This is a genomic window from Microcoleus sp. K5-D4 (assembly GCF_036704575.1).
Lineage (GTDB): Bacteria > Cyanobacteriota > Cyanobacteriia > Cyanobacteriales > Microcoleaceae > Microcoleus.
Genome location: NZ_JAUBSD010000002.1, coordinates 129,815 through 155,122, shown reverse-complemented (window position 1 = coordinate 155,122; position 25,308 = coordinate 129,815). Strand labels below are relative to the sequence as shown.

General features: G+C 46.0%; 23 protein-coding genes. 13 read left to right on the top strand and 10 right to left on the bottom strand.

All coding sequences use genetic code 11. The features are described 5' to 3' along the window. The first annotated feature begins 4 nt into the window (after positions 1 to 4). Positions 5 to 697 (top strand): SRPBCC family protein, encoded by a 693-nt coding sequence (locus QUA77_RS01565; RefSeq protein ID WP_333449035.1) that lies wholly within the window; start codon positions 5 to 7, stop codon positions 695 to 697. A gap of 373 nt (positions 698 to 1,070) precedes the next feature. Continuing rightward, on the top strand, positions 1,071 to 1,445 hold the full coding sequence (locus QUA77_RS01560) for a signal peptidase I (RefSeq protein ID WP_333449034.1): 375 nt from the start codon (positions 1,071 to 1,073) through the stop codon (positions 1,443 to 1,445). On the opposite strand, the gene galK is transcribed toward QUA77_RS01560, so the two are convergent. Continuing rightward, positions 1,435 to 2,514 carry a galactokinase gene (gene galK / locus QUA77_RS01555; protein WP_333449033.1) on the bottom strand — a complete coding sequence of 360 codons (1,080 nt, stop codon included), beginning with the start codon at positions 2,512 to 2,514 and terminating at the stop codon, positions 1,435 to 1,437. The two genes, QUA77_RS01560 and galK, sit on opposite strands and share 11 nt — an antisense overlap. 264 nt (positions 2,515 to 2,778) lie before the next feature. Between galK and rsmA the strand changes: the two genes are divergently transcribed. Beyond that, on the top strand, positions 2,779 to 3,600 hold the full coding sequence (rsmA, locus tag QUA77_RS01550) for a 16S rRNA (adenine(1518)-N(6)/adenine(1519)-N(6))-dimethyltransferase RsmA (protein ID WP_333449032.1): 822 nt from the start codon (positions 2,779 to 2,781) through the stop codon (positions 3,598 to 3,600). A gap of 126 nt (positions 3,601 to 3,726) precedes the next feature. Here the strand turns inward: rsmA and QUA77_RS01545 are convergent, their stop codons facing one another. Next, positions 3,727 to 5,253, bottom strand: a complete 1,527-nt coding sequence (locus QUA77_RS01545; protein ID WP_333449031.1) for an ATP-binding protein — start codon at positions 5,251 to 5,253, stop codon at positions 3,727 to 3,729. A 90-nt stretch (positions 5,254 to 5,343) separates the two neighbouring features. On the opposite strand from QUA77_RS01545, the gene ispE reads away from it, so the two are divergent. The 7 genes from ispE to metH all read left to right on the top strand — a co-directional run bounded on the left by ispE (position 5,344) and on the right by metH (position 13,560). Beyond that, the gene (ispE, locus tag QUA77_RS01540) at positions 5,344 to 6,321 is read left to right on the top strand and encodes a 4-(cytidine 5'-diphospho)-2-C-methyl-D-erythritol kinase (RefSeq protein WP_333039268.1); all 978 of its coding nucleotides are present in this window, start codon (positions 5,344 to 5,346) and stop codon (positions 6,319 to 6,321) included. A gap of 183 nt (positions 6,322 to 6,504) precedes the next feature. Further along, positions 6,505 to 6,858, top strand: a complete 354-nt coding sequence (locus tag QUA77_RS01535; RefSeq protein WP_333188503.1) for a DUF3082 domain-containing protein — start codon at positions 6,505 to 6,507, stop codon at positions 6,856 to 6,858. A 75-nt stretch (positions 6,859 to 6,933) separates the two neighbouring features. Next, on the top strand, positions 6,934 to 7,560 hold the full coding sequence (locus tag QUA77_RS01530) for a DUF488 domain-containing protein (protein ID WP_333449030.1): 627 nt from the start codon (positions 6,934 to 6,936) through the stop codon (positions 7,558 to 7,560). After that, complete coding sequence (locus QUA77_RS01525; RefSeq protein WP_333449029.1) at positions 7,538 to 7,990, top strand: DUF488 domain-containing protein; 453 nt, start codon at positions 7,538 to 7,540, stop codon at positions 7,988 to 7,990. Before QUA77_RS01530 ends, QUA77_RS01525 begins: the two co-directional genes overlap by 23 nt. Positions 7,991 to 8,048: 58 nt before the next feature. Next, positions 8,049 to 8,729, top strand: a complete 681-nt coding sequence (locus tag QUA77_RS01520; RefSeq protein WP_333449028.1) for a dual OB domain-containing protein — start codon at positions 8,049 to 8,051, stop codon at positions 8,727 to 8,729. A 105-nt stretch (positions 8,730 to 8,834) separates the two neighbouring features. Further along, positions 8,835 to 9,611 carry a hypothetical protein gene (locus QUA77_RS01515; RefSeq protein ID WP_333449027.1) on the top strand — a complete coding sequence of 259 codons (777 nt, stop codon included), beginning with the start codon at positions 8,835 to 8,837 and terminating at the stop codon, positions 9,609 to 9,611. Positions 9,612 to 10,008: 397 nt separating this feature from the next. Beyond that, the gene (metH, locus tag QUA77_RS01510) at positions 10,009 to 13,560 is read left to right on the top strand and encodes a methionine synthase (protein WP_333449026.1); all 3,552 of its coding nucleotides are present in this window, start codon (positions 10,009 to 10,011) and stop codon (positions 13,558 to 13,560) included. Between the two features lie 199 nt (positions 13,561 to 13,759). On the opposite strand, the gene pstB is transcribed toward metH, so the two are convergent. The 7 genes from pstB to QUA77_RS01475 all read right to left on the bottom strand — a co-directional run bounded on the left by pstB (position 13,760) and on the right by QUA77_RS01475 (position 20,286). Next, entirely contained in the window at positions 13,760 to 14,566 is an 807-nt protein-coding gene (gene pstB, locus QUA77_RS01505) for a phosphate ABC transporter ATP-binding protein PstB (protein WP_333449025.1), read from the bottom strand. 37 nt (positions 14,567 to 14,603) lie between these two features. Further along, entirely contained in the window at positions 14,604 to 15,500 is an 897-nt protein-coding gene (pstA, locus tag QUA77_RS01500; protein ID WP_333449051.1) for a phosphate ABC transporter permease PstA, read from the bottom strand. A 5-nt stretch (positions 15,501 to 15,505) separates the two neighbouring features. After that, positions 15,506 to 16,450, bottom strand: coding sequence for a phosphate ABC transporter permease subunit PstC (pstC, locus tag QUA77_RS01495; RefSeq protein WP_333449024.1), 945 nt, complete (start codon positions 16,448 to 16,450; stop codon positions 15,506 to 15,508). Positions 16,451 to 16,468: 18 nt separating this feature from the next. Further along, a complete protein-coding gene (locus QUA77_RS01490; RefSeq protein WP_333449023.1) occupies positions 16,469 to 17,458 on the bottom strand; it encodes a PstS family phosphate ABC transporter substrate-binding protein in 990 nt (329 codons plus the stop codon). A 50-nt stretch (positions 17,459 to 17,508) separates the two neighbouring features. Beyond that, positions 17,509 to 18,660, bottom strand: a complete 1,152-nt coding sequence (locus QUA77_RS01485; RefSeq protein ID WP_333449022.1) for a sulfate ABC transporter substrate-binding protein — start codon at positions 18,658 to 18,660, stop codon at positions 17,509 to 17,511. A 413-nt stretch (positions 18,661 to 19,073) separates the two neighbouring features. Beyond that, positions 19,074 to 19,697 carry a hypothetical protein gene (locus QUA77_RS01480; protein WP_333039244.1) on the bottom strand — a complete coding sequence of 208 codons (624 nt, stop codon included), beginning with the start codon at positions 19,695 to 19,697 and terminating at the stop codon, positions 19,074 to 19,076. Between the two features lie 262 nt (positions 19,698 to 19,959). Next, the gene (locus QUA77_RS01475) at positions 19,960 to 20,286 is read right to left on the bottom strand and encodes a YbjQ family protein (RefSeq protein WP_172184303.1); all 327 of its coding nucleotides are present in this window, start codon (positions 20,284 to 20,286) and stop codon (positions 19,960 to 19,962) included. Positions 20,287 to 20,436: 150 nt separating this feature from the next. Here QUA77_RS01475 and QUA77_RS01470 point away from each other — a divergent pair, with 150 nt between their 5' ends. Both QUA77_RS01470 and crtO read left to right on the top strand, forming a co-directional pair. Beyond that, positions 20,437 to 21,537 (top strand): tetratricopeptide repeat protein, encoded by a 1,101-nt coding sequence (locus tag QUA77_RS01470; protein WP_333039243.1) that lies wholly within the window; start codon positions 20,437 to 20,439, stop codon positions 21,535 to 21,537. A 429-nt stretch (positions 21,538 to 21,966) separates the two neighbouring features. Further along, positions 21,967 to 23,664 (top strand): beta-carotene ketolase CrtO, encoded by a 1,698-nt coding sequence (gene crtO, locus QUA77_RS01465; RefSeq protein WP_333039240.1) that lies wholly within the window; start codon positions 21,967 to 21,969, stop codon positions 23,662 to 23,664. Positions 23,665 to 23,734: 70 nt separating this feature from the next. Here crtO and QUA77_RS01460 read toward each other — a convergent pair whose 3' ends face one another. Further along, positions 23,735 to 23,863 carry a hypothetical protein gene (locus QUA77_RS01460; protein ID WP_333039238.1) on the bottom strand — a complete coding sequence of 43 codons (129 nt, stop codon included), beginning with the start codon at positions 23,861 to 23,863 and terminating at the stop codon, positions 23,735 to 23,737. A 289-nt stretch (positions 23,864 to 24,152) separates the two neighbouring features. Between QUA77_RS01460 and QUA77_RS01455 the strand changes: the two genes are divergently transcribed. Then, positions 24,153 to 25,253: a saccharopine dehydrogenase NADP-binding domain-containing protein gene (locus QUA77_RS01455; protein WP_333449021.1), complete on the top strand. Its 1,101-nt coding sequence runs from the start codon at positions 24,153 to 24,155 to the stop codon at positions 25,251 to 25,253. Positions 25,254 to 25,308: the final 55 nt, after the last annotated feature.

The window sequence follows — 25,308 nt, the reverse complement described above, 5'->3', positions numbered from 1 at the left end:
ACCAATGGAATCTACTTCAATGACAAATTCCGACAAACAAAACCAAAGTAGCAGCGCCGATACCGAACGCTGGGCATCTTTAATTGGCGGCGGCGCGCTGGTGCTTTTTGGTTTGTCGCAGCGTTCTTTGCGAGGTGCTTTGCTGGCAGTAGCGGGCGGTGGTTTAGCGGCTCGCGGGCTGGGGGTTGTGGAGGGTTTGCAGTCTGCTGCCGATCCGAATCAAAGCATTAAAGTTGAAAAGACGGTGACGATCGACAAACCGGCTGATGAATTGTACCGTTTATGGCGCAATTTTGAAAATTTGCCTCGGTTTATGAAGCATCTCAAACACGTTACTGTCATCGATGAAAAACGTTCTCACTGGATTGCCAGCGCGCCGATCGGCAATAGTGTGGAATGGGATGCAGAGATTGTCCGCGAAGAAGAAAATCGCTTAATTGCTTGGGCGTCTGTTGAAGGAGCTGATGTTGACAATTCTGGTTTTGTGCGCTTTCAACCGGCATCAGCGGGACGGGGTACAGAGGTAAAAGTTGTCATCGAATACAACCCTCCGGGCGGTGCAATTGGTGCTGGCGCTGCTAAACTATTTGGCGAAGCTCCCGAACAGCAAATTGCAAATGATTTACGTCGCTTTAAGCAGTTGATGGAAGCTGGGGAAATAGCTACTACGGAAGGTCAACCTTCGGGCCGCAAGTAAGTATCGCACTTTTGGTTGTAAGCCCTTGTAGGAACACGGCGAGTGTAGGGATTTAGGACAAGCCCATAGGTGTTCAACTTAAGCTTTTTGTCCACCAGTCCTCCCGCCCACCCGTTAGTCCGCCAGGGAATGAATTCCCTGTCTCATAGCAAAAGTCCTCTCAAAGAGGACTGAAAACCTCATTAGTCGTCTTCAGACGACTTTAGCTTTGAGGCAGGGGTTTCAACCCCTGTCGGACTATCGGTTGTACGTTAAGTTGACACCTATGGACTGTTGGAGTGTCCCTACGGCACGCGCGATCAAGCGGGATGTCCTTGAGTACAAAACGTAGAGTTTGTGATCTCAAGCTATTTGTTGTTTACCTGATTAGCTGATGTCATCTCAAGTGATTTTCGGAAATGCGGGCGCTGAAGGTGCAAGTCGGGGCGGTTGGTTTGCGGGTCACTTTATGACGCCTGAAGATGATCCGCGATCGACTTCTGTTTTAGAGGTAAAATGGGGCACTCACCCCGCCGGAGATTGTAGGACTCAGTGGGCGGTAAATGCGACAGCCACGACGCTTTCTATCCTGGTAAAAGGGCGGTTTCGCCTGCAATTTCCAGAGCAAGAAATATTGCTTTCTCGCCAAGGAGATTATGCTCTCTGGCTGCCGGGAGTGCCTCATTATTGGTCTGCCGAGGAGGATTCGGTGATCGTGACTGTGCGCTGGCCTTCCCTGTCGGGAGATAGTTCTGGAGTTAAGAAGTAACTTTAATTTCGGGAACCAAAACGCGGCCGCTATAACCCGCGCGCTGGTAGCGATCGATCGCCTCTGATGCGATCGCACCCGCTTTCCCACTCTCCACCAAGGCTACGCAAGCACCGCCAAAACCGCCGCCCGTCAGCCTTGCGCCGAAGACTCCGGGGATTGACTGCAAGATTGCCGCCAGCGTGTCTACTGCCGGCACCGAAACTTCGTAGTCGTCGCGCTGACTGGCATGGGAAGCATTCATTAACTCCCCAAAACGTTTTGCTGGCAAAGATTTTACCGCTTCGAGTACGCGGTTGTTTTCAGTAACCACGTGCCGCGCTCGTCTTCTAAGGGGTTCCGGCAATACTTCGACAGCTTGGGGATCGGCGATATCCCTCAGAGCTTTAACTCCCAATATCCGCGCGGATTCCTCGCACTCGGCGCGTCGCTGGTTGTAGCCGCTTCCTGCTGCCAGTTCATGGCTTTCGCCACTGTCAATTATTAAAATTTCTGTGTTTGTGGGAAAAGGTATCGGGCGGCATTCGAGGCTGCGGGTGTCGATCAATAGCATGGTGTTGGTGTCTGCTAAACTCGACGCCATTTGATCCATGATGCCACAGTTCAAGCCGGCATACCGGATTTCGACTTGCTGTCCGATTTGAGCTAGCCGCACGTCGTCTATGGGGAGGTTCAGCAGCGCGCGCAGTCCTCTGAGGGTTGCTATTTCTAAAGCGGCGCTGCTGGACAAACCTGCTCCGATCGGTACAGTCGAGGTAATGTAGAGATTTATTGGCGGTATTTTGTATCCTTCTTTTTCTAAAAGTCTCAGGCAGCCACAGATATAACTGACGAATTTTTGCGGTATGGTATCGTCGTCTGAATAATTTATGAGTTCGTCATATTCTGCTGAATAAAAATGGTGTCGATCGTCACTGCTGAAGCCGATTTGTACTGTGGTGCGCTGGGGAATCGCAGTTGGAAGTACAAATCCATCGTTGTAGTCTGTGTGTTCGCCCAGCATGTTTACGCGGCCGGGGGCGCTGGCTGTGGTTTTGGGTAATGTACCAAATACTCGTTGGAATTTCATTGTTGGGGAAATTGGTAATTGGTTCTTGGTTATTTGTTATTGGTTATTTGGAAAAACAGCTATCCGTGTATCCGTGCCTTCCGTGTTGTGCTGTTGGGAATTGGGAAGAAATAAATTTATTTTTTATCGTTTGTCCTTATTATAGTGCCCAAGTTTTGTGGTTAATTCAACCCCTGTTAACAAAAATAAACATGACCCTAGGTTAGGAAAAAATATAGAGCTGTGATAAAATGACAGGCTAAGATTTCTCCAAAAATTCAAAAAATGCGATCGACCAGACCCCGGAAACAGTTTGCTCAACATTGGCTCAAAAGCGAGAAAGCCTTAGATAAGATTGTGAAAGCGGCTTCTTTGGATCGCGATCGCGTCCTGGAAATTGGGCCGGGCACGGGGATTTTGACTCGGCGTTTGCTGCCTGCGGCTGAGTCTGTTGTTGCTGTGGAGATCGATCGAGATTTGTGTCTCAAGCTAGCCAAACAACTCGGCAAAACCGACAATTTTTTACTGCTGCAAGGCGACATCTTGGAAATGGACTTAGAGGCTGAATTAAGGGCTTTTCCCAAATTCCAAAATCCCAATAAAGTTGTTGCCAATATTCCTTATAATATCACCGGCCCGATTCTGCAAAAACTGCTGGGAACGATATCTGTTCCTGCGGCTAAACCCTTCGATGCGATCGTCCTCTTAGTGCAGAAAGAAGTGGCCCAAAGGCTTTACGCTAAACCTGGTTCGACAGCCTTTGGCGCTTTGTCGGTGCGGGTGCAGTATTTAGCAGAATGCGAGTTAATTTGCGATGTGCCCTCTAAAGACTTTTTTCCGCCACCCAAAGTCGATTCTGCCGTGGTGCGGCTGCTTCCCAGACAGATAGAAACTGTGGCGGTTAATCCGCGCTATTTGGAGAATTTAGTTAAGTTGGGATTTGGTAGCAAGCGCAAGATGCTGCGAAATAATTTGAAAGGGGCTGTGGACTTAGATAAACTTGTTCAAGTGCTAGAAGAGTTACAAATAAATCCTCAATCTCGCGCTGAAGATTTAAGCGTGGCTCAATGGGTCAGTTTGAGTAATAATATTATGGGCGATGTTTGAGGTTCAGGATTGTGTTAGATACCAGAATTCTTAAATAATTCGGATACCTGGGTATTTTTTTAAATCAGGACTTTTCGCAGTGACTACTAACAGTTGAATTTAGGTTTTATGGGGATTATTAAAGGTTTATTGCAGGCTAATCGGAATTTTAATAATAAATTCCGCACCTTTGCCCGGTGCAGAAATACACTGCAATTCGCCTTTATGTCTTACTGTGATAATTTGATAGCCAATTGATAAACCCAATCCCGTGCCTTTACCTACTGGTTTAGTGGTAAAAAATGGATTAAATAACTGGTTCCTCACCGATTCGCTTATTTCTGGCCCGTTGTTGCTAATTCGGATTTCTACCACTTCACTGTCTAAAAGTTTAGTAGAAATTTTGATGAGGTGGCAATTAGCTTCATTGACTGCAATCGACTCACTGTGGCTGTCATCTTCTAAAGCATCAATAGCATTAGCCAAGATATTCATAAACACTTGATTTAGCTGTCCGGGGTAGCACTCTATTCGGGGTAAATTGCCATATTCTTTGATAACTTGAATATTCGCCAAACCGGGCTTAGCATTCAATCTGCTTTGCAAAATCATCAGTGTACTGTCAATTCCTTCATGAATGTCGGCTACTTTCATTTCTGCTTCGTCATGGCGAGAAAAAATTCGCAGCGACTTGACAATACCAAAAATCCGCTCAGCGCCGTTTATCATAGAAATTAATATTTTTGGCAGGTCAGAGATGATAAAGTCTAAATCTATAGACTCGATTTTTTCTTGAACTATGGGTATGGGATTGGGATACTGCTCTTGATAGAGATTCACCAGTTCTAGCAAACTATTGGCATACTGGCCGGTGTGAGTAATATTGCCGTAAATAAAGTTAATCGGATTGTTGATTTCATGAGCAACCCCAGCGACCAATTGCCCCAAAGACGACATTTTTTCGCTGTGAATTAGGTTGGATTGAGCCTGCTTCACTTCAGACAAGGCTTGTTCGAGCTGTTGAGTTTGAGACTTTAACTCTGCGGTGCGTTCTTCAACTCGAATTTCTAATTCTTCTTTAGCTCTTTGTAGTGCAGCTTCTGCTAATTGGCGCTCGACAATTTCCGCTGCTAGGAGTCTGTTGGCAAATTCTAAATGTTGAGTTTGAGACTGTAACTCTGCGGTGCGTTCCTCAACTCGAATTTCTAATTCTTCTTTAGCTTTTTGTAGTGCAACTTCTGCTAATTGGCGCTCGATAATTTCAGCTTCTAGGAGTCGGTTGGCGGATTCTAACTGTGCGGGGCTGGGAAGTGCTAGGGCTTGAGGCATTAAGTCTACCAAAAGTATGGCTGTAGCAAATGAAATAACGGCAGTAATTGCTTTCATTGTTCCTGAAAGCCAATAGGTAGGATACCAAAGTGTCCAGAGTTCAAATATGTGAGTGATGCCACAGGCGACGATAAAGGCTCCAAACAGGGCAAAGATCCAATCAAAGGGCAAATCTTCGCGTTTGGAAATAAAATAAACCAATGTAATCGGGATGGAAAAATACGCGAGTGCAATGATAGAATCTGAGGCAAGGTGAAGCCAGACTAACGGGGTATGCCAGAGATAGCAGTGGCCGTGAGGAATAAATGGCCCGGAAGTAAAAAAAGTTTTCCACATTTCCAGCATAATATTTCCTTTGAGTTGTGAGAAAATGGACGGGGACTGGTGTCAATTAATTTCAACCAGGGGTTTATTTCACCTGCGGCTTAATCACCTATGCGTTCATATTCTCTGTTAGCTTCAGCAAAAATCAATCTGTATTTGGAAATCATAGGCGATCGCCCCAACGGATATCACGAACTGGCGATGGTACTTCAAAGCATAGATTTAGCCGATCGAATTGACTTGCGCCCGATCGGTACGGACACGATTCGCGTGCGCTGCGATCACCCGCAAGTCCCTCCTGATAAGAATAACCTGGCCTACCGGGCGGCGGATTTGTTGGCAAAGCAATTCCCCGATGCCTTGGCGAAATATGGCGGAGTCGAGATTGCTATTCACAAGCAGATTCCAGTGGCGGCGGGGCTTGCCGGCGGTTCGGCAAATGCGGCTGCGGTTTTAGTCGGGATGGATTTGCTGTGGCAATTGGGACTTACTCAGTCGGAGTTGCAAGAGTTGGGGGGAACTTTGGGTTCGGATGTGCCTTTTTGCATTGCTGGAGGTACGGCTTTGGCAACTGGTCGCGGAGATAAACTGTCGCCGCTGCCTGATTTGGGGGGCTTTTATGTGGTGTTGGCCAAGTACCGTAACCTCAGTATTTCTACCGCATGGGCGTATCAAACTTATCGCCAGCAGTTCAGTAGTTCCTATTGTGCAGCGGAAGATTTGGAGTGCCGCCGGCAACGGTTGCATTCAGGCCCGATGGTTGGGGCGATCGCCCAAAAAGATCGATCGAAAATTGGTCAATTGCTGCACAACGATTTAGAAAAAGTTGCTTTGCCCATGTACCCGCAGGTGTTGCAGTTGCGGCAGGCTTTTGAGTCGGCGGGGGCTTTGGGAACGATGATGTCGGGTTCCGGGCCGACGGTGTTTGCGCTGGCGGAGTCTTCAGAGCAGGCTCAGCAAGTTTTAGAACGGGTTAAAAGTGCGATCGCTTCTCCCGATTTGGATTTTTGGGTAGCACAGTTTAGCAATACTGGAATTCAGATTTTTTCGGAGGGAAACGAGACGAAACCGCCGATTTCGAGGGTTTAACTCGAATAGAGTGCGATCGCCATCGCCCGTTAAACCGGTCTAACAGGCGAGGGTCAAGATTAATCTAACTTTTCGTAGAGTCTATTGAGATCGAAGAACTGATAATATGTCATGCAAGACCGATTTTAGTTTTGGTGAATTAACCAGAAATCTAAAATCTAAAATCTAAAATCTAAAATCGCCATGACTGATTTAACTAATCCAAATTCTACTTCTAAACCTCTGAGTTCGGCTGGAGATGCAACCTCTGCATCTTCCACGCCGCCGACGATTTTGCGGTGCGTGATGGGTTCGCTGATCGCGGGTGGCTTTGCGGCTGCTTTGTACGCGCTAACTTTGTCGATCGTCCAAACTTTTGCAAATTCGCCTATTCATTCTGACAATGTGACTGCGATTAATATTGGCGCGGCTGTGCGAACTTTAGTAATGGGGATTGTGGCTTTGGGTGCGGGTGTTTTTGCTTTTGCATCTTTGGGTTTGATGCTGCTGGCTGTGCAACTTTTAATTCAAAAGTTGCTAAAGAAACCTACAGCTTGAAGTCTACCAATTGCAAGAACTGGGCTACACAAACTTTCATCCGCAAGGCAAAGACTGCATAGTAAGATCGAAGCAATGGAATTATTTACGATCGGACACTCCAATCTAAGTATTGAAGCGTTTGTTGTGCTGCTGGAACAACACGGAATTACGGCGGTTGCGGACGTGCGATCGCATCCTTTTAGCCGCTATTTACCTCATTTTAATAAATCCGAAATTAAAGCTTCTTTGTCAAGTGTCGGCATTCAATATGTTTTTTTAGGCAAAGAGTTGGGCGCGAGACCAGAAGATTTAAGCTGTTACGATACTAGCGGTAAAGCTTTATACGATCGCATAGCAGCAACTCCTCTATTCTCCCAAGGAATTCAGCGCTTGCTCAAAAACGCAGCCAATTATAAAATCAGTTTAATGTGTGCGGAAAAAGACCCGATTACGTGTCATCGGACTATTTTAGTCTGCCACAAAGTTAAAGAATTTAATTTACAAATTAATCACATTCTGTCAGATGGCAATTTAGAATCGCACCCGCATTTAGAAGAAAGACTTTTGAGCAAGTTTAACAAAGGCAAAAAAAATAATGAGCCAATTCAGCTAAGCTTGTTTGAAGTAGAGCCTCAACTTAAACAGGAAATAGTTGATTTAGAAACAGCTTATTATCGTCACGGATTGGAAATCGCTTATGTCACAAAAGAAAGCAATTAATTTATTTACAATTGGTTTTACTCAAAAAAGCGCCGAGCAGTTTTTTGATACTTTGATGAAAGCGGGAGTCCGCAGGGTGATAGATACGCGGCTGAATAATGTGTCGCAGTTGGCGGGTTTTGCTAAGCGGAAAGATTTAGAGTATTTTTTGCGAACAATTGGCAATATTGAGTACGTTCACATTCTGGATTTAGCGCCGACTCAAGATATTTTGGATGATTATAAAAAGAAAAAGGGAGATTGGGATGTTTATGAACAGAAGTTTTTGGGGTTGATGGGCGAGAGACAAATTGAACACAAGGTTTCATCGGATATTTTAGACGGCGGGTGTCTGCTTTGTAGCGAAGCAAAACCTCATAATTGTCACCGCCGCTTAGTTGCTGAATATCTCAGCGAGAAGTGGAAAAATGTCACAATTAATCATCTTTGATTTATTGAAAAAATTAGATCATTGTGAGATGAATCTAAAATCGAAAATCTAAAATCGAATGACTCGGATAATTTGTCTCGCTAATTCCTGGAAACACGGCGACAGGTGCATCGCCGGAATTAATGAACTTCAAGGTCAGTGGGTGCGTCCTGTTTCCGACTTACCAGATGGCAAAATTCCTAAAGAAATGCTGCAGATAAACAGATTTGAACCCGCGTTGTTAGATGTTCTAGAAATTCCTCTGGCACAGACGGGACCGGACTTTGGCTTTGCGTGTGAAAATCTTTCTGTTTTACCGGGAGAATGGCGGCAAGTAGGGAAAGTTCCGCCAGCATATTTGCTGAAATATTGCAACAGTCAAGAATATATTTTGCACAACCATTTGCCATATGTTACGGTGGAATATATGCAGTCTTTGCCAATGTGCGATCGCCTAACTTTGCAATTAGTCAAAGCAGTAAGATTTACGGTAAACGAGCCAATTAAAAGAAAGGAAGGTGGTAATAAATGGAAAGGATCTATTGTCACGCAGCATGGTCAAAGATTGACTGCAACAATTACCGATCCGGCGTTTATTAAAAACTTAGAATGGGGGTATCGACCGCAAAAAGCTTGTTTGGTAACAGTGAGTTTGAGTATGCCTTGGCGCCCCGATGATTGGCAGGGAGATGACCCTTGTTGGAAGTTGATTGCGGGTGTGGTAGAGTTGCCGGAAGATGTTGTTGAGGATGAAATTTAGTTTTGATCAAAATGGGCTATCGATTATTTATTTCTTTTTATTTCCCGCAAAAACTATGTTCGTGCTATAATTCTGCGGGACTGTAGCAGAAAGGGGTGCTTTTTGATGAAAGCAGAATTTTATTTTGACTGTCACAGATATATTTGCAGTTTAGTTCAAGTTGATTTTGTCAAAGAATTAAAAATTAAAAATCATCAAGGTTTTGTCTTGGCTGTTAAGCAAGGTGAAAAGATTGGACTTTTGGGAAAAAGTCGCCATAATGCTAAACAAGTTGATGTATCTAAGCCGCATTTTTATAATGTAATTAAAGCGGCTATGAGCGCTTTGGAATTAGAAACTAAAAATGAGGTGATATTAGAGAGAAATCGAACTCTTGCTGATGCCGAAGAAATGATTCAGCAGCAAAACCGAGAAATTCGCGTTCTCAACGAACAGATTAGAATGCTTGGAAGTAAGGTTGAGGAATTGTCAAGGGAAAAGCAGCAGTTATCAATGCAGCTAGTAGAAAAGGAAATCAGAGAAACTGAAATTAGTCAAGAAATTGATAACTTTCCTGCTACCGAGGAAGATTTACCGGCGGCGGAAATTGAGCAGGGGATGGGAGAAGGTGAAATTCATGAAAAAGCTGAAATTCATGAGAAAATCGAAGAATTGTTGGTTCAAGCTTCTGGGTTAGCCGTGCAGTTAATCGCAAATAAACAGAATTCGGAGGAGATTGAGGAAGAGGAAGAAATTAGCGGGGGCGATGTTAAAATGGTTAATTTAGAAATTATAGAAGAAGTAGAAGAAAATCTCAAACAAGTAGAAGTTCAAGGAGGCGAAAGTGAAATTAAGCGACTGCCTAAAAGACCTTCCAACAGAAAAATGAGAAAGAAATCTTAATGCTTTAGTTATATAGCAATACTCGCATCATTTGTGAATTTATTACGGACTTCCAGCGGGTTCGGGGAGGGTTGGGGTGGGGTAAAATTTTACGAGTCCTGCAAGGATTTCTATATAACTCGTTTATTTGTGGCGATCGCATTTTGACAAAATTCGTCAGCAGTTAAGCGAAAAAATCCCTCGCAACTCGCCTGTTTTCCCCCCGCAGCCTCGCCCACAACAGAATTTTGACAATTATCCAGGGCGATCGGTAAAATTACAGGTACGATCGAACTACTGTCAGCAGCATTAAATCCTTCAGTAATTAGTCATTTGCCAACAGTCACATAATTGTTGACAATATTGCACAATAGATAAAATTGTAAATATATAGCACCAGCGTTTTTTTTGACCGCTTATGAATAGCAGATTCCTCGATCGACTCCACCACCCCTCACGCCCCGTCATCGTCTTCGACGGCGCGATGGGAACCAACCTGCAAGTCCAAAACCTCACCGCAGAAGACTTTGGCGGCAAAGAATACGAAGGCTGCAACGAATATCTCGTCCACACCAAACCGGAAGCCGTCGCCAACGTGCACCGGGGATTCCTCGAAGCAGGGGCAGATGTCATCGAAACAGACACCTTTGGCGGCGCTTCCATCGTACTTGCCGAGTACGATTTGGCAGACAAAGCATATTATCTCAACAAAACTGCGGCGGAACTCGCCAAGGGTATCGCCGCCGAATTTTCCACGCCAGAAAAGCCTCGATTTGTCGCAGGATCGATCGGACCAGGCACCAAATTGCCCACATTAGGACACATCGATTTCGACACACTCACCGCCGCTTTTACCGAACAAGCAGAAGGACTTTATGACGGCGGCGTTGACTTATTTATTGTCGAAACTTGTCAAGATGTGCTGCAAATTAAATCAGCATTAAATGCCATTGAAGAAGTATTTAAGAAAAAAGGCGCGCGAATTCCGTTAATGGTATCAGTCACAATGGAAGCCACCGGCACAATGTTAGTCGGTTCCGACATCAGCGCCGCCCTAGCTATTTTGCAGCCGTACCCGATCGACATTTTAGGCCTCAACTGCGCCACCGGGCCCGATCGCATGGCCGAACACGTCAAATACCTTTCCGAACATTCACCCTTCGTCGTTTCCTGCGTTCCCAACGCCGGTTTACCCGAAAACATCGGCGGCCACGCGCACTACAAACTCACGCCCATAGAATTAAAAATGGCCTTGATGCGCTTTGTCGAAGACTTAGGCGTGCAAGTCATCGGCGGCTGCTGCGGCACCCGCTACGATCACATCCGCGAACTATCAGAAATTGGCAAAACTCTTAAACCCAAAATCCGCGAATTTACTTGGGAACCTTCCGCCGCTTCAATTTATAGCGCCCAACCCTACGAACAAGAAAATTCCTTCTTAATTGTCGGCGAAAGACTCAACGCCAGCGGTTCCAAAAAATGCCGCGATTTGCTAAATGCTGAAGACTGGGACGGTTTAGTAGCAATGGCTAGGGAACAAGTGCGAGAAGGCGCGCACATTCTTGATGTCAACGTTGATTATGTCGGCCGCGACGGCGTGCGAGACATGAAAGAATTAGTTTCCCGCGTTGTGACTAATGCAACTCTCCCTTTAATGCTGGATTCCACCGAATGGGAAAAGATGGAAGCAGGCTTAAAAGTTGCGGGCGGCAAATGCTTGCTGAATTCCACTAACTACGAAGACGGAGAACCGCGTTTTTATCAAGTTTTGGAGTTGGCGAAAAAATACGGCGCGGGCATAGTTATCGGGACAATTGACGAAGACGGGATGGCCAGAACTGCTGACCAAAAATTTGCGATCGCCCAGCGCGCCTATAACGCCGCCGTCGCCTACGGAATTCCCGCCGAGGAAATCTTTTTTGACACCCTAGCATTGCCAATTTCGACCGGGATTGAAGAAGACAGAAAAAACGGCAAAGCTACCATCGAATCCATCCGCCGCATCCGCCAAGAATTGCCAGGATGTCACGTAATTTTAGGGATTTCTAACATTTCCTTCGGCTTGAATCCGGCGGCGCGGCAAGTTTTGAATTCCATGTTTTTGCACGAAGCAATGCAAGCCGGGATGGACTCGGCCATTGTCAGCGCCAATAAGATTTTGCCCCTCGCCAAAATCGACCCCAAACACCAAGAAATCTGCCGTAAACTCATTTACGACGAACGGGAGTTTGACGGCGATATTTGCGTTTACGACCCCTTGGGCGACCTGACAACGGTGTTTGCGGGCAAAACTACCAAGCGCGATCGGACAGAAGACGCAAACCTTCCCGTAGAAGAACGTCTCAAGCAGCACATCATCGACGGCGAACGCATTGGGCTCGACATCCAACTCGCCAAAGCATTAGAAACCTATCCGCCCCTCCACATTATCAATACCTTCTTGCTAGACGGCATGAAAGTAGTCGGAGAATTGTTCGGTTCTGGACAAATGCAACTGCCCTTTGTTTTGCAGTCAGCAGAAACCATGAAAGCGGCAGTTGCCTATTTAGAACCGCACATGGAAAAGTCCGAATCCGGGGACAACGCCAAAGGCACATTCATCATCGCTACTGTCAAAGGCGACGTTCACGACATCGGCAAAAACTTGGTTGATATTATCCTATCAAACAACGGCTACCGAGTGATTAACTTGGGTATTAAACAGTCGGTTGACAATATCATCGAAGCCTACGAAAAGCACAAAGCAGACTGTATTGCCATGAGTGGCTTGCTGGTAAAATCCACCGCGTTCATGAAAGAGAATCTGGAAGTGTTCAACCAGAAAGGAATCACCGTCCCGGTAATTTTGGGGGGCGCGGCTTTGACTCCCAAGTTTGTACATGAAGACTGCCAAAATACCTACAAAGGCAAAGTCGTTTACGGCAAAGATGCGTTTTCCGACTTGCACTTTATGGACAAACTCATGCCAGCAAAAGCTGCTGGTAAATGGGAAGACTTGCAAGGATTTTTAGATGAAATAGAGGATGATAATGCGGCGGTTAAAGAAGCTAAAGCTGCGCCAGAAACTTCTGTAGAAGATGCCAAGAAAGCAGACACTCCTGTGGTGATAGATACCAGGCGGTCAGAAGCAGTTGCTGCAGATATCGATCGCCCGACTCCTCCTTTCTGGGGAACGAAACTGTTGCAGGGAGAAGACATCCCCTTTGAGGAGATTTTCTGGCACTTAGATTTGCAAGCCTTAGTTGCCGGTCAGTGGCAGTTCCGCAAGCCAAAAGACCAATCGCGGGAAGAATACGATGCTTTCTTAGCTGAGACAGTTTATCCGAAATTGGAGGAATGGAAACACAAAATAATTACTGAGAAGCTGTTGCATCCCCAAGCAATTTACGGGTATTTTCCCTGTCAAGCTGAAGGCAATTCTTTGTATGTGTATCAGCCCGAAATCATGAATGGCGGGCAAGAGGTATCGACACCCGCTGCAACATTCACATTTCCCCGGCAAAAATCGGCGCGACGGCTGTGCATTGCCGACTTCTTCGCCCCCAAAGAATCGGGTAAAATCGATGTATTTCCGATGCAAGTAGCCACAGTGGGAGAAATGGCTACAGAGTACGCGCAAAAGTTATTTGCTAACAATCAATATACCGACTATCTCTACTTTCACGGATTAGCGGTTCAGACAGCGGAAGCAATAGCAGAATGGACTCACGCGCGAATTCGCCGCGAATTGGGCTTTGGTAGCGAGGAACCGGACAACATTCGCGATATGCTAGCCCAAAGATATCGCGGTTCGCGGTACAGTTTCGGCTATCCTGCTTGTCCGAACATGGCGGATCAGTACAAGCAACTGGAATTGTTAAAGTGCGATCGTATCAACCTCTACATGGATGAAAGCGAACAACTTTATCCCGAACAATCAACAACCGCAATTATCACCTATCACCCAGCAGCCAAATACTTCACCGCTTAATTTCTAGGGTACGCAGCGCGCAGATTCCTCGGTGAATTATACTCGTTACCAGGCTCTTCCTGGTAACGCAGCTCCGGAGGCTCTGGCTCCACTTACAGCAGTAAACCTTGTAGTATCGTTGCAAAAACTGTCCGGAGTCTTGGCCCAGAAGGTAATGCCATTGCTGAGAGTGCGTAACGCCTAAATCTGACACTTCCGTTTAACCAAAGCGTCCACTAATGTACTCTTCGGCTTCTTTGGTTTGGGGAGAACCGAAAATTTGTTCAGTGGGACCAAACTCCACCAATTTGCCGCGTCGTTTGCCTTGATCGTCCGTTTCTGTATTGAAAAAAGCCGTCCAATCCGCGATTCTTGACGCTTGTTGCATATTGTGAGTCACCGTAATAATTGTGTATCGTTCCTTAAGTTCTAAGCACAGTTCTTCGACCTGTCGCGTAGAAATAGGGTCGAGAGCAGAGCAAGGTTCATCCATCAATAAAACATCGGGCTTCATAGCGATCGCGCGGGCAATACAAAGCCTTTGTTGTTGTCCTCCGGATAACGCCGTTCCTTTCTCTTGCAGTTTATCCTTAACCTCTTTCCAGATAGCTGCTTGTGTAAGGGAAGATTCCACTAATTCATCCAGATTTCCTTGATATCCGTTGGTTCGGGGGGCATAGGCAATATTTTCATAAATGCTCTTGGGAAACGGATTCGGCCTTTGAAACACCATTCCCACCTGTCGCCGCAATTTGACGGGATTCACTTGCGGATCGTAAATATTACGGTTGCGGTAAATGAGTTTCCCTTCCACCTTGGCACCAGGGATTAAATCATTCATGCGATTGAAGCAACGCAATAAGGTACTTTTGCCACAGCCTGAAGGGCCGATAAAGGCCACAATTTTTTGACGGGGAATTTTGATATAAACATCGACCAGGGCTAAAAAGCCACTGTAATAAACCTTTATGCCTTCTGCATCAAACGCACTATCGTCCGTTTTGAGGTTGGTATTACTGTCAGTCATCTGAAATAGTCTCCTTAATCTTGACAACTCAAGTTAATTAATGGCTGGAATAGCGTTGGCGCAGATAGATAGCGACGCCATTAAGCGCCAAAATCAAGATAATCAGCACAATAATCGTCGCTGCGGCTGCATTGGCAAACCCCGGTTCAGGACGAGTGATATAGCTGAAAATTTGAATGGGTAACGCCATAAATCGTTGGAATAAACCCGGATTAAACGTGAGGAAACTGACAGCACCCACGACCACCAAAGAAGCAGCATCCCCCATGGCGCGGGAGACAGAAATAATCACCCCCGTAAGAATTCCCGGAATGGCATAGGGTAAGACATGGTGTTGAATGGTTTGCCATTTGGTAGTTCCCAGTCCATAGGAAGCATTTCTCAGGGAATCGGGAACCGCGCGGATCGCCTCCCTCGCCGTGACGATAATGACAGGTAAAGACAATAGGGCAAGAGTTAATGCCCCCGAAATCAAGGTAGGCCCAAACCCTAGTAAATAGTTAAAGACCCCTAAACCCAGTAAGCCATAGACAATAGAAGGAATCCCCGCTAAATTCCCGATATTTATCTCAATCACGGCAGTCCACCACTTTTTAGGGGCATATTCCTCTAGGTACAAAGCAGCCCCTACCCCAATGGGAACCGCAACCAAAAGGACGATCAGTCCCAGAAAGAAACTCCCAATAATGGCTGGACGGATACCTCCGCGTTCGGCAAAACGGGAAGGCGTTTCCGTGATAAACCCCGGTGTTAGCAATCTGCCAAGTCCATCATGAAGGATATTAAGAACCAGTAACGCGAGGACAAATAAACCGATGAGTAACCCAATTAAGAAGAGATACTCAAAGACTTTACCGATCGCTTCTCGGCGTTCTAGGTTATCGGTAAATTCGGCAGTTTTGACGGAATTGTTTGTTGAAGTTGATTTAACCATAGCAATCAATCGTATTTTTCCTTAAAGCGACTAGAAATCCAGAAGCTGGCCATATTGAGAGACAATGTAATCACGAAAAGAACTGCTCCCACCGCATACAAAGTCTTAAAACTGAGGCTACCCCTGGGACTATCTCCTCCCGAAATCTCCGCCATAAAAGCGGTGAGGGTGGCGACGGATTCCATGAAATTGACAGTGAGGCGAGGCTGCGATCCAGCCGCAATCAGAACGGTCATGGTTTCTCCCACTGCGCGGGAAACGCCTAAAATAATCGAAGCCATAATCCCAGACAAGGCTGCCGGAAGAACCACTTTAAAAATGGTTTCTAGTTTGGTAATGCCCAAGGCATAGGAACCTTCCCGCAGAGAACGGGGAACCGATTGAATGGCATCTAAGCTGATGGAACCGACGGTGGGGGTGATCATAATGCCCATCATTAACCCAGCGCTGAGGGCATTAAAAATCTCTAAGGGGAAAAGATGGCGCAGAACCGGAGTGACAAAGAGCAAAGCAAAGTAACCATAAACTACTGTGGGAATTCCCCCCAATAACTCCACAGCAGGGCGTAACACGGCTGCCACTTTCGGTTGGGCATATTCACTCAGGTAAATGGCTGAAGACAAACCCAAAGGAACCGCCACAGCCATAGCGATCGCAGAGGTTAAGAACGTTCCGTTCAGCAGCGGCCAGATGCCAAAATGGGCCTCGGCAAACAGCGGAGTCCATCGGGTATCCAGAAAAAACTGGGCTAAAGAAACTTCTTGGAAAAAACCCAAAGTCTCTTGGAAAATGATCCAGACAATACCAAAGGTTGTGGCAACGGACACGAAGGCACAGGCAAATAAAACCGTACCAATAATCTTTTCTGGGACATCTTCCGAAGCCTTCTTAAGCAAGAGGTCATCCGCAGCGAAAAGGGAGTCATCAAAGGAACTAGGAGTTAGGGTCATGGGCTTGAGATTTCCTCCTTAAATAAAGTTAGTAATGGGTTCACCGGGTTTGGCTTTTTTGAATTTCGTTCCGGTTTCACGCCGCTCAAATTTTTGCTTAGTTTTCACATAAGCTTCATCGGGTAACGGCACATAGCCCACACCATCTACCCATTTCCAAGAATTTTCTAGATAGAATTTCACGAATCTTTCCAGGGAAGGATTGGTTGTCAGGGCCTTTTTATTGACGTAGATAAAGAGGGGGCGAGAGAGGGGGCTATAGATATTCCTCAGAACGTTATCAAGGGGAACTGGTTTAACACATTTTCCATCCGCATTTTCAATCGCCACCCCGTTCAATTTGTCTTGGTTTTGGAGCAAGAAGGCAATTCCCAGATAGGCCACTCCCGATTTATTGCCAACCACCCCTTGAACGAGAGTATTTTGGTTGCGACTGGGGGTAAAGTCGGTACGGCTATTTTTCCTTTTACCAGTTACGGCTTGGGTGAAATAATCAAAGGTTCCCGTATCGGAAGGAGGGGCAAACAGCAACAGTTTTTCGTCGGGAAAGTCGGGATTGATTTGCTTCCAACTGGTAATCTTGCCTTCGGATTTGGCATTCCACATTATGTCTAATTCTTTAATCGTTAGACATTTGGCAAAGTTATTTTCCTTATTAACCACTACCGCAAGACCATCAAGAGCCATCGGCAGTTCAATAAATTCGATTCCTTTGTCGGCACATTTTTTGATTTCTTCCTCTCTGATGGTGCGAGAAGCCCCCGCAATCTCAAGGTTTCCAGCACAAAACTTGCTAAACCCTCCCCCTGTGCCACTGGCAGCGACGCTGACTTGGGCATCGGGATAAAGTTTTTGGTATTCTTCGGCGACGGCGAGGGAAACGCTAAAGCCCACAGCACCACCATCGATACTGATTTGCTGTTCCTTCTCTCCTGAATTGCCACAACTCGTCATCAGGTGGCCCGTGACGATGAGAGGGATTAGGTAAAACCAACGAGAAAATTTCATAGCATTTGAGTGTAAGTTTGGAAAAATGAAAGTGAATTAGGCGTTTAGGTTCAGAACTTTCCCTTAATTTGGTCAAAGATGGCACCGTTTGCAAAAAACTTCTCTTTGATCAAAGGCCACCCTCCTAAATCTTGAGCATTGAACAAAGTTTTAATTGGGGGAAATTGCACCTGTCCGCCTTGAGCGATAAAGGGATTGACCGAACGGTAGCCTAATTTGGCGAATTCTTGCTGAGCTTCGTCTGAATAGAGAAAATCTACAAAGGCTGCTGCCACTTCTCTCGTTCCATGCTTATCAACGTTTTTATCAACTATTGCCACGGGATTATCGATAGAGATATTGAGGGGAGGAACAAAGTAACTGGTTTTTGGTCCGTTCGTTCCAGCTAAAATCACTTCATTTTCATAGGTGATTAAGGCATCTCCCTGACCTTGTTGGAAGAATAAGTCGCTGGCTTCGCGGGCATCTTTGGTTAGGGTGGGAATCTTTTTATAGATTTTGCCGACAAAATCAAGGGCTTGTTGAGGTTCGCCTCCTTCTTGGGTTACTGACCCCCACAGACCTAAAAATTGCCAAACGCCAATACCCGATGTTTGAGGATTTGCTGCAATCACGTTTACATCTTCTTTGGCTAAATCTGCCCAAGTTTGAATATCTTTGGGGTTGCCTTCTCGGGTGACAATTGCCGCCACAGAATGACTAACTACTCCCCGTCTAGGAACTCTGTCCTCCCAGCCAAAATTAATCAAACCAGCTTCTTCGATGCGAACCACATCCAATGGGAGGGCAAGATGCACCACATCGGCTTCTTGTTTGCCAGCAATGATATCGTCGGTTTGCGCTAAAGACCCGCCATAACTGCGTTCAAAAATGACGTTTTGGTTGTGCTCTTTCTTCCACTTTTCAATAAATTTAGGGACGATTTGGTCATGGGCCGCTTTCGTCACTGAGAAGGAAACTAGGTTGAGCTTGACCTCGCTTTGATTGGCCCCACTCGCGGCAGAGCAAGCAGCAATTGACGCAGTTAGAATTATACCTAGTAAAAACAAGACGATGTACGCTTGGACTGAGCGTCCTAGATGCTGGGCTTTTTTGAGAAATTTCCCTGAGAATCGCACCAATTGGGAACTGGCTGCGATCGCAAATTTTAGAGACTGAACGATCGAAGTCACTGAATTTTGCCAAACTTGTTGTTGATTCACCGATACTTTTTCTTTAACTACGGTATTTCTATCAAGCTTTCGTAGTTACTCTGAGGAGTATAAAGTCATCAAATTAGAGTCTTCAATTTTTTAATATTTTCTTAATCAATCGTCTTAACCTAGCGCTACCATGACAAAGAGTCCAAACTCACACCCGCCCGCCGTGCTCGCTAAACAGTTAAGTAACCACACAAAATTAATTACATAAAGACTCCTTGCTAGGCAAGGGTTTCAGTATCAATATTGTGTAATTAATTCTGCACACCTACTTAGAACTGACTAACTTTAAAAACCTGGAGGCAGAGCCTCAAGAAATGCGTTCCCCGGTAGAACCTGGGAACGAAAAACCAACAAAAAAGCACCTTAAAAAAAGTGCTTTCATGAATATGAAATTTCCGTATCTGACGAAACTTTTATGAGTAATTTCGGGGAGTGCGCGCACCGGCAGATGCTCCTACCATAGAAGCAACTAAACCCAATAGTGAGCCGAACAAAAACGACCAACCAGCTTTCGCGGCATTACCAGCAATATTGCGAGCATCCTGAGCAGATACGTTAGGTGCTCGGTTCGGCAAATCGACCCCGCCCTGCTGCGCTTGATTAATTGCTTCTCCCGCATTCGCAGCTATGACGCCAAAAGTACCGGCCACGCCATTTGCTAACAGCCAAGAGCCAATTGTTAAGGTAGTTGCCCACAAAATTGCTCCGTTTAAAAGTGCTGTGTTGCGGTTCATCGGGCCGCAAGCGCGAGCAGTTACCCAACCGCCAACAGCCAAGCTAATTAACAAACTAATAATTGACCAAATTCCGACGCCGGTACCCACGTCGCCTGAAATACTGCGCGGAGCTCCTGAACCAGCAATGCTGCTCAACCCGATCGCAGCGCCCAATGCACTTAACACCAGTTGTGTGCCGATCGCAATTACCAAACCCGAAAAAATCGGACCCCAACGTACTCGATCGTGGTATTCCATCACTGAATTTACTACCACGGGTTCAGTACCAACGTTATCTACAGGTCTATTTACGTATGACATAGGTTTTTCTTTCCTCTTAGAGTTGCTTTAATTTTTAACAATCTTTCACCTAAGCATTGATTGTGGCTGAGATTGATAAAAACTATATCTGCCTGGGGAAATAACCAGTATCTATGTCTGAAGAAAGAAACGAAAAAGTCATCCGCCGCCAGCCACCCGCTATTAGCTAATGACTGATGACTTATGACTTATGACTATTTTATCCCGTTAGAAAAGTTCCCGGATGTATACAGGAAATGCGGACGTATACAGAAAATACAGCTTAACGCAATCTTACAGCCGTTCCAACGGCAGTAATCAGCAGCAAAGCCCCGCTGGAGTCTACATTAATCGTGCCGGTGTCCACTTCCACCCCGATTACGGCATTGGCGCCCAGGCGCTGCGCTCGTTTTTCCAGTTCCGCGAGGGCATCTCGCTGTCCTTTGAGAAACACTTCCTCGTAACTGCCGGTGCGCCCGCCGATGATGTCGCGAATTCCCGCGAAGAAATCTCGCAGGGCGTTGGTGCCGTAGACAACCTCAGCAGTTACTATTCCCAGGTAAGATTGAATTTCTGCTCCTTGGATGATATCAGTTGTTGTTACAATCATCAGTTGGCCTCAGTCGCGAAAATTTTGAGTGGGTCTTGTTCTGTAGATTTACTACATCTCGCCGCTCAAAAATTCCTGGTAAACCCTAAGCTGTCAGCTTAACAAGGTGACAGCCCCTCGCTCTTTCATTCCACACACTCTTTGAAACAAATGGCCGTGTACAAACAAAGTCTCTTGGTATTCAGTACGTTGCTAGTAGCAGGATTCGCTGTCGCAGCGCCGCAGATAGCGCTCTCAGCAGAAACATTCGTTCAAGTCAACCCTCAAAATGATTCAAATTTAGATGCTCTGCTGCGACAAGGGCGGGAGTTTGTAGATTTAGGAGACTACAGTAAAGCGATCGCCATTTATCAGGAAGCGGCGCGTTTAGATACAGAAAACCCGCGCATTTTTTCTGGTATTGGCTATTTAGAAGCGCGTCAGGGCAACTATCAAGCCTCAGTAGAATTTTACCAACAAGCGATCGGTCTCGAACCGAACAATGCGGACTTCCAATACGCATTAGGATATGCTATGGCGAATTTACAAAACTATCCCGCTGCAGCCACAGCTTATCGCCGCGCCGCTGTGCTCGATCGCAAAAATGTCAATGCCCGAATCGGTCTCGGAGTGGTACTCTTTCAGCAAAAAGATTACAGCGGTTCTTTTAAAGCATATCAAGAGGCGATCGCCCTCGATCCGAAAAATTGGCAAGCTTATTCTTCAATGGGTTTAGTATTGATCCAGCAGGGAAATTTTGCCAGTGCTGTCACCGTGCTCCAACAAGCAGCCGAACTCGCTCCCAAACAAGCCGGTGTCCAGTTAAAATTAGGAACTGCTTTGCTGCGTGCCGGCTATACTTCCGAAGGGCTAGCTGCTTTTGAAGAAGCTGCCAAATTGGAGCCCCGGAATCCAGAAGTGCAGCTAGAAATTGGCGAACTTCTCCAGACACAAAACGATTTTGACGGAGCGCTTATAGCTTATCAGCGGGCTATTGCGGTGCGACCCAATTTAGTGGAAGCACACGCAGGAATTGGGAAAATTCAACTGGAAAAACAAGATTTTTCAGGAGCTATTACCACTTTTCGGCGAGTGATTAAGCTTGACCCAAACCGGGCGGAAGCTTATTACAATATGGGTACGGCACTCAAAGCACGCGATCGCAAATCCGAAGCAATTGAAGCTTTTAAACAAGCCCTCGACACTTACCGCCAGCAAGGCAATAATGATGGTGTACAAAAAGCTGAGGCGGCGCTCCAGCAACTAAAGTAATATGTCTCAATGTACTAATAGGTAATTGAGTAGCAGTTTTGAGTTTGGAGTAATTGATTTTCCTAGGGTTTAACTCCTTCCACTCGCAGTGTTGCCAGGAAAAAAGCCATCTCAAAACTGTTTCTATTACCTATTCCCTATACCCTTTCCTCTTTCTTCTTCCTTGTTACTTGTTTGCTTGATTTTTTAATTGTATGCAGATAAATGTGGCTAAATAGAGTACAATATTGGCGCGATTTTAGAAAGGCGCTTGCTCTGTAAGTTTAAAAAGAAATAAAGGCGATCGCACAACAGCATTTTGTCAAAGCTCCATCTTTTGTAAGATGTTAAAATGGCTTACTGACAATTAATCTATTTCCATTGGTAGAGACGGCAAACTTGTTAACATTTGTAAAATAAGCAAAATATCCTATCCCTAGAGCTTCATCTATGCAAACGTATGATGTCATTATCATAGGCGCGGGTCACAACGGACTGGTCTGCGCCTCTTATCTCCTCAAAGCTGGATATACTGTCCTATTGTTAGAAAAACGTTCGGTTCCCGGCGGTGCGGCCACTACCGAAGCTGCGATTCCCGAATTACCGGATTTTAAATTCAATTTGTGCGCGATCGACCACGAGTTTATCCATTTAGGACCAGTTGTAGAAGAATTAGAACTGGAAAAATACGGTTTAGAATATCTTTTCTGCGATCCAGTGGCCTTTTGTCCGCATCCCGATGGCAAATATTTCTTAGCGCACAAATCCGTAGAAAAAACTTGTGCTGAAATTGCCCGCTACAACGAGCGCGATGCTAAAAAATATGCCGAATATACAGACTTTTGGCAGCGGGCTTTAGGTGCAATGGTTCCGATGTTTAATGCGCCACCAAAATCCATCATAGATATTCTGGGCAACTACGATATTGCAAAGATCAAAGATTTATTGTCAGTCATCGGTTCCCCCGACAAAACGCTGGACTTTATTCGCACGATGCTCACCAGCGCTGAAGACCTTCTCAACGAGTGGTTTGACGAGGAATTTATCAAAGCACCCCTAGCAAGATTAGCCGCAGAACTCGGCGCGCCTCCTTCGCAAAAAACCCTGGCTGTAGGCGCAATTATGCTAGCAATGAGGCACAATCCCGGCATGGCAAGACCGCGCGGAGGGACGGGTGCATTAGTGCAAGCGCTGCTCAATTTAGTCAAAAGTTATTCAGGTGTGGTACTTACCGACCAGCACGTCGAGAAAATATTAGTTGATGACGGTCGCGCTGTGGGAGTTCGAGTTGCCGGCGGCACGGAATACCGCGCTACAAAAGGTGTCATTTCTAATATTGATGCTAAGCGCTTATTTCTGCACTTAATGGATTCCAGCGATGTTGACAGTGCCGACCCGGATTTGCGGGAAAGATTGGAGCGCAAAATTGTTAACAACAACGAGACTATTCTCAAAATAGACTTAGCTCTCAATGAAATGCCCAAGTTCGATCGCTGGAATCATCGGGACGAGTATTTAATGGGTTCGGTTTTAATTGCAGACTCGGTGAGACACGTTGAAATTTCTCACAGCGACCCTTCAATCGGCAGAATCCCCGACTCTGACCCATCGATGTATGTAGTGTTTCCGACGGTACGAGACCCGTCAATGGCTCCCCCCGGACATCATACAGCTTGGATTGAATTTTTTGCTCCTTACATGATCGAAAATGCTGAAGGAACCGGCCAGCACGGTACGGGGTGGACGGATGAGCTGAAAAACAAAGTTGCCGATCGCTGTATTGACAAATTGGCAGAATATGCACCGAATATCAAGAAGTCAATTATCGGCCGCCGCGTGGAAAGTCCGGCGGAATTGGGAGAACGTTTGGGGGCTTTGAAGGGGAATTATTATCACGTTGATATGACCCTGGATCAGATGATCTTTTTCCGTCCTCTGCCGGAGTTGGCTAATTACAAAACGCCGATCGACGGGTTGTTTCTGACGGGGGCGGGAACGCATCCGGGCGGCTCGATTTCGGGTATGCCGGGACGCAATACCGCTCGCGTTTTCATGCACTCGCAGCAGCCTTTCGCCCAGACTTTCGCAGATGCGGCTAATACTCTGAAAGCGAAGGGTAAGTCGGTATTTCGGAGTAATGAGAAGTAAGATTTTTAGGAACCGCAGATGAACGCAAATAAACGCAGATGAATCACATCTGCGTTTTTTTTTATTGAGATCAGTGGGGGAGTGCGATAATTTTTTCTGGTTGATGCCCTGTGAAGGGCAAACGATTTGCGATCGCCCTCAATACCCTTTGTAAATCCTGTGCATCTTTCGCGCTTGGTGGCGACGGTTGGCGTTTCATCAAATCTGTTAAAATATTTTGTGATCATAGAGCATATTCCATCGATAAAATTCTCAATATTAGAAGAACAAGTTAACACTGCAAGCATTTTTGAACTTAGTATTGCAGCCAAACCTCTAATTTAGCAAAACAGGCGAGTCGCTGGTAGAAGTCGCTCCCCATCTCCGAATCAGGGCGATCGCCGCCGATCCCCCAGCATCTCGCATTCTCCTTAATTCATACTTTATGCGGATGAAAACGCTGGCCCCAAGTTGAGAAACTGAGAAGTGGCGTTACCCTTTTTTTAGCGATGGCAAACCGAGTTTTGATTGTCGGTGGGCGGGGACGAATTGGCAGCAGCGTTGCCCAAGACCTTGTTACCCATACCGATGCAGAAATTACTATTACCGGACGCAACCCTGAAGGCTCTATTACGCCGGAATTGCCACCGGATAGGGTGCAGTATCAAGCTTTAGATTTAGCAGACAGTGCAGCCCTGCACCAAGCGGTTTCATCCTCTAACCTCGTCGTTCACTGTGCCGGGCCTTTTCACTACCGAGACGCTAGTGTATTAAAAACTTGCATAGAAGCAGGTGTTAATTATACTGATGTCAGCGACAGCCGCAGTTTTACTCGCAGAGCTTTAGAATTGCGCGAAACTGCTAAAAATGCTGGGGTTACTGCTATTATTAATACGGGCATTTTCCCCGGTGTGTCTAATAGCATGGTACGGCGAGATGTGGAACAATTAGATGAAGCAGAGCACATCCATTTGAGTTATGTTGTCGGAGGTTCGGGTGGCGCTGGCGTTACCGTCATGAGAACCACTTTTTTAGGCTTGCAAACTCCTTTTGAGGTTTGGGAAGAGCGCAAGTGGCACCAAGTAAAACCCTACAGCGATCGCGAAACAATTGAATTTCCCGCGCCCTACGGCAAAACAGGGGTTTACTGGTTTGATATGCCGGAAGCAATCACTTTGCCCGAAACATTCCCCGTCAAATCAGTTGTGACTAAATTCGGTACGTCTCCCGACCTTTACAATCACCTTACCTGGTTTGTTGCCAAGTATTGGCCTGCTAGCTGGCTCAAAAATAACTCCGTGATTGAATTTCTCTCCTACGTCAGTTATGGGATGACCAGTGTTACTAATAGTTTTAGTGGGGTTGGTGTGGCAGTGCGATCGCAAGTGACCGGTCTCAAAAACGGTCAACCCGCTAAAGTTTGCTCGACAGCGATACACCCAAATGCTGCCACCGCTACTGGCATCGGTACTGGCAGCATAGCTCAATTAATGTTAGAAGGTAAACTGGAAAAACCTGGCATTTGGTCTGTCGAACAAGCTCTTTCTACTGAGCTATTTGAACGCGCTATGCAGAACAGAAAACTAGACATAGAGCAGGTAGTTTTGTAGTTACTTAGGTTATTGATAGCACTTTAAAATGTTGGGAAATGGGATTTTTGCCCGA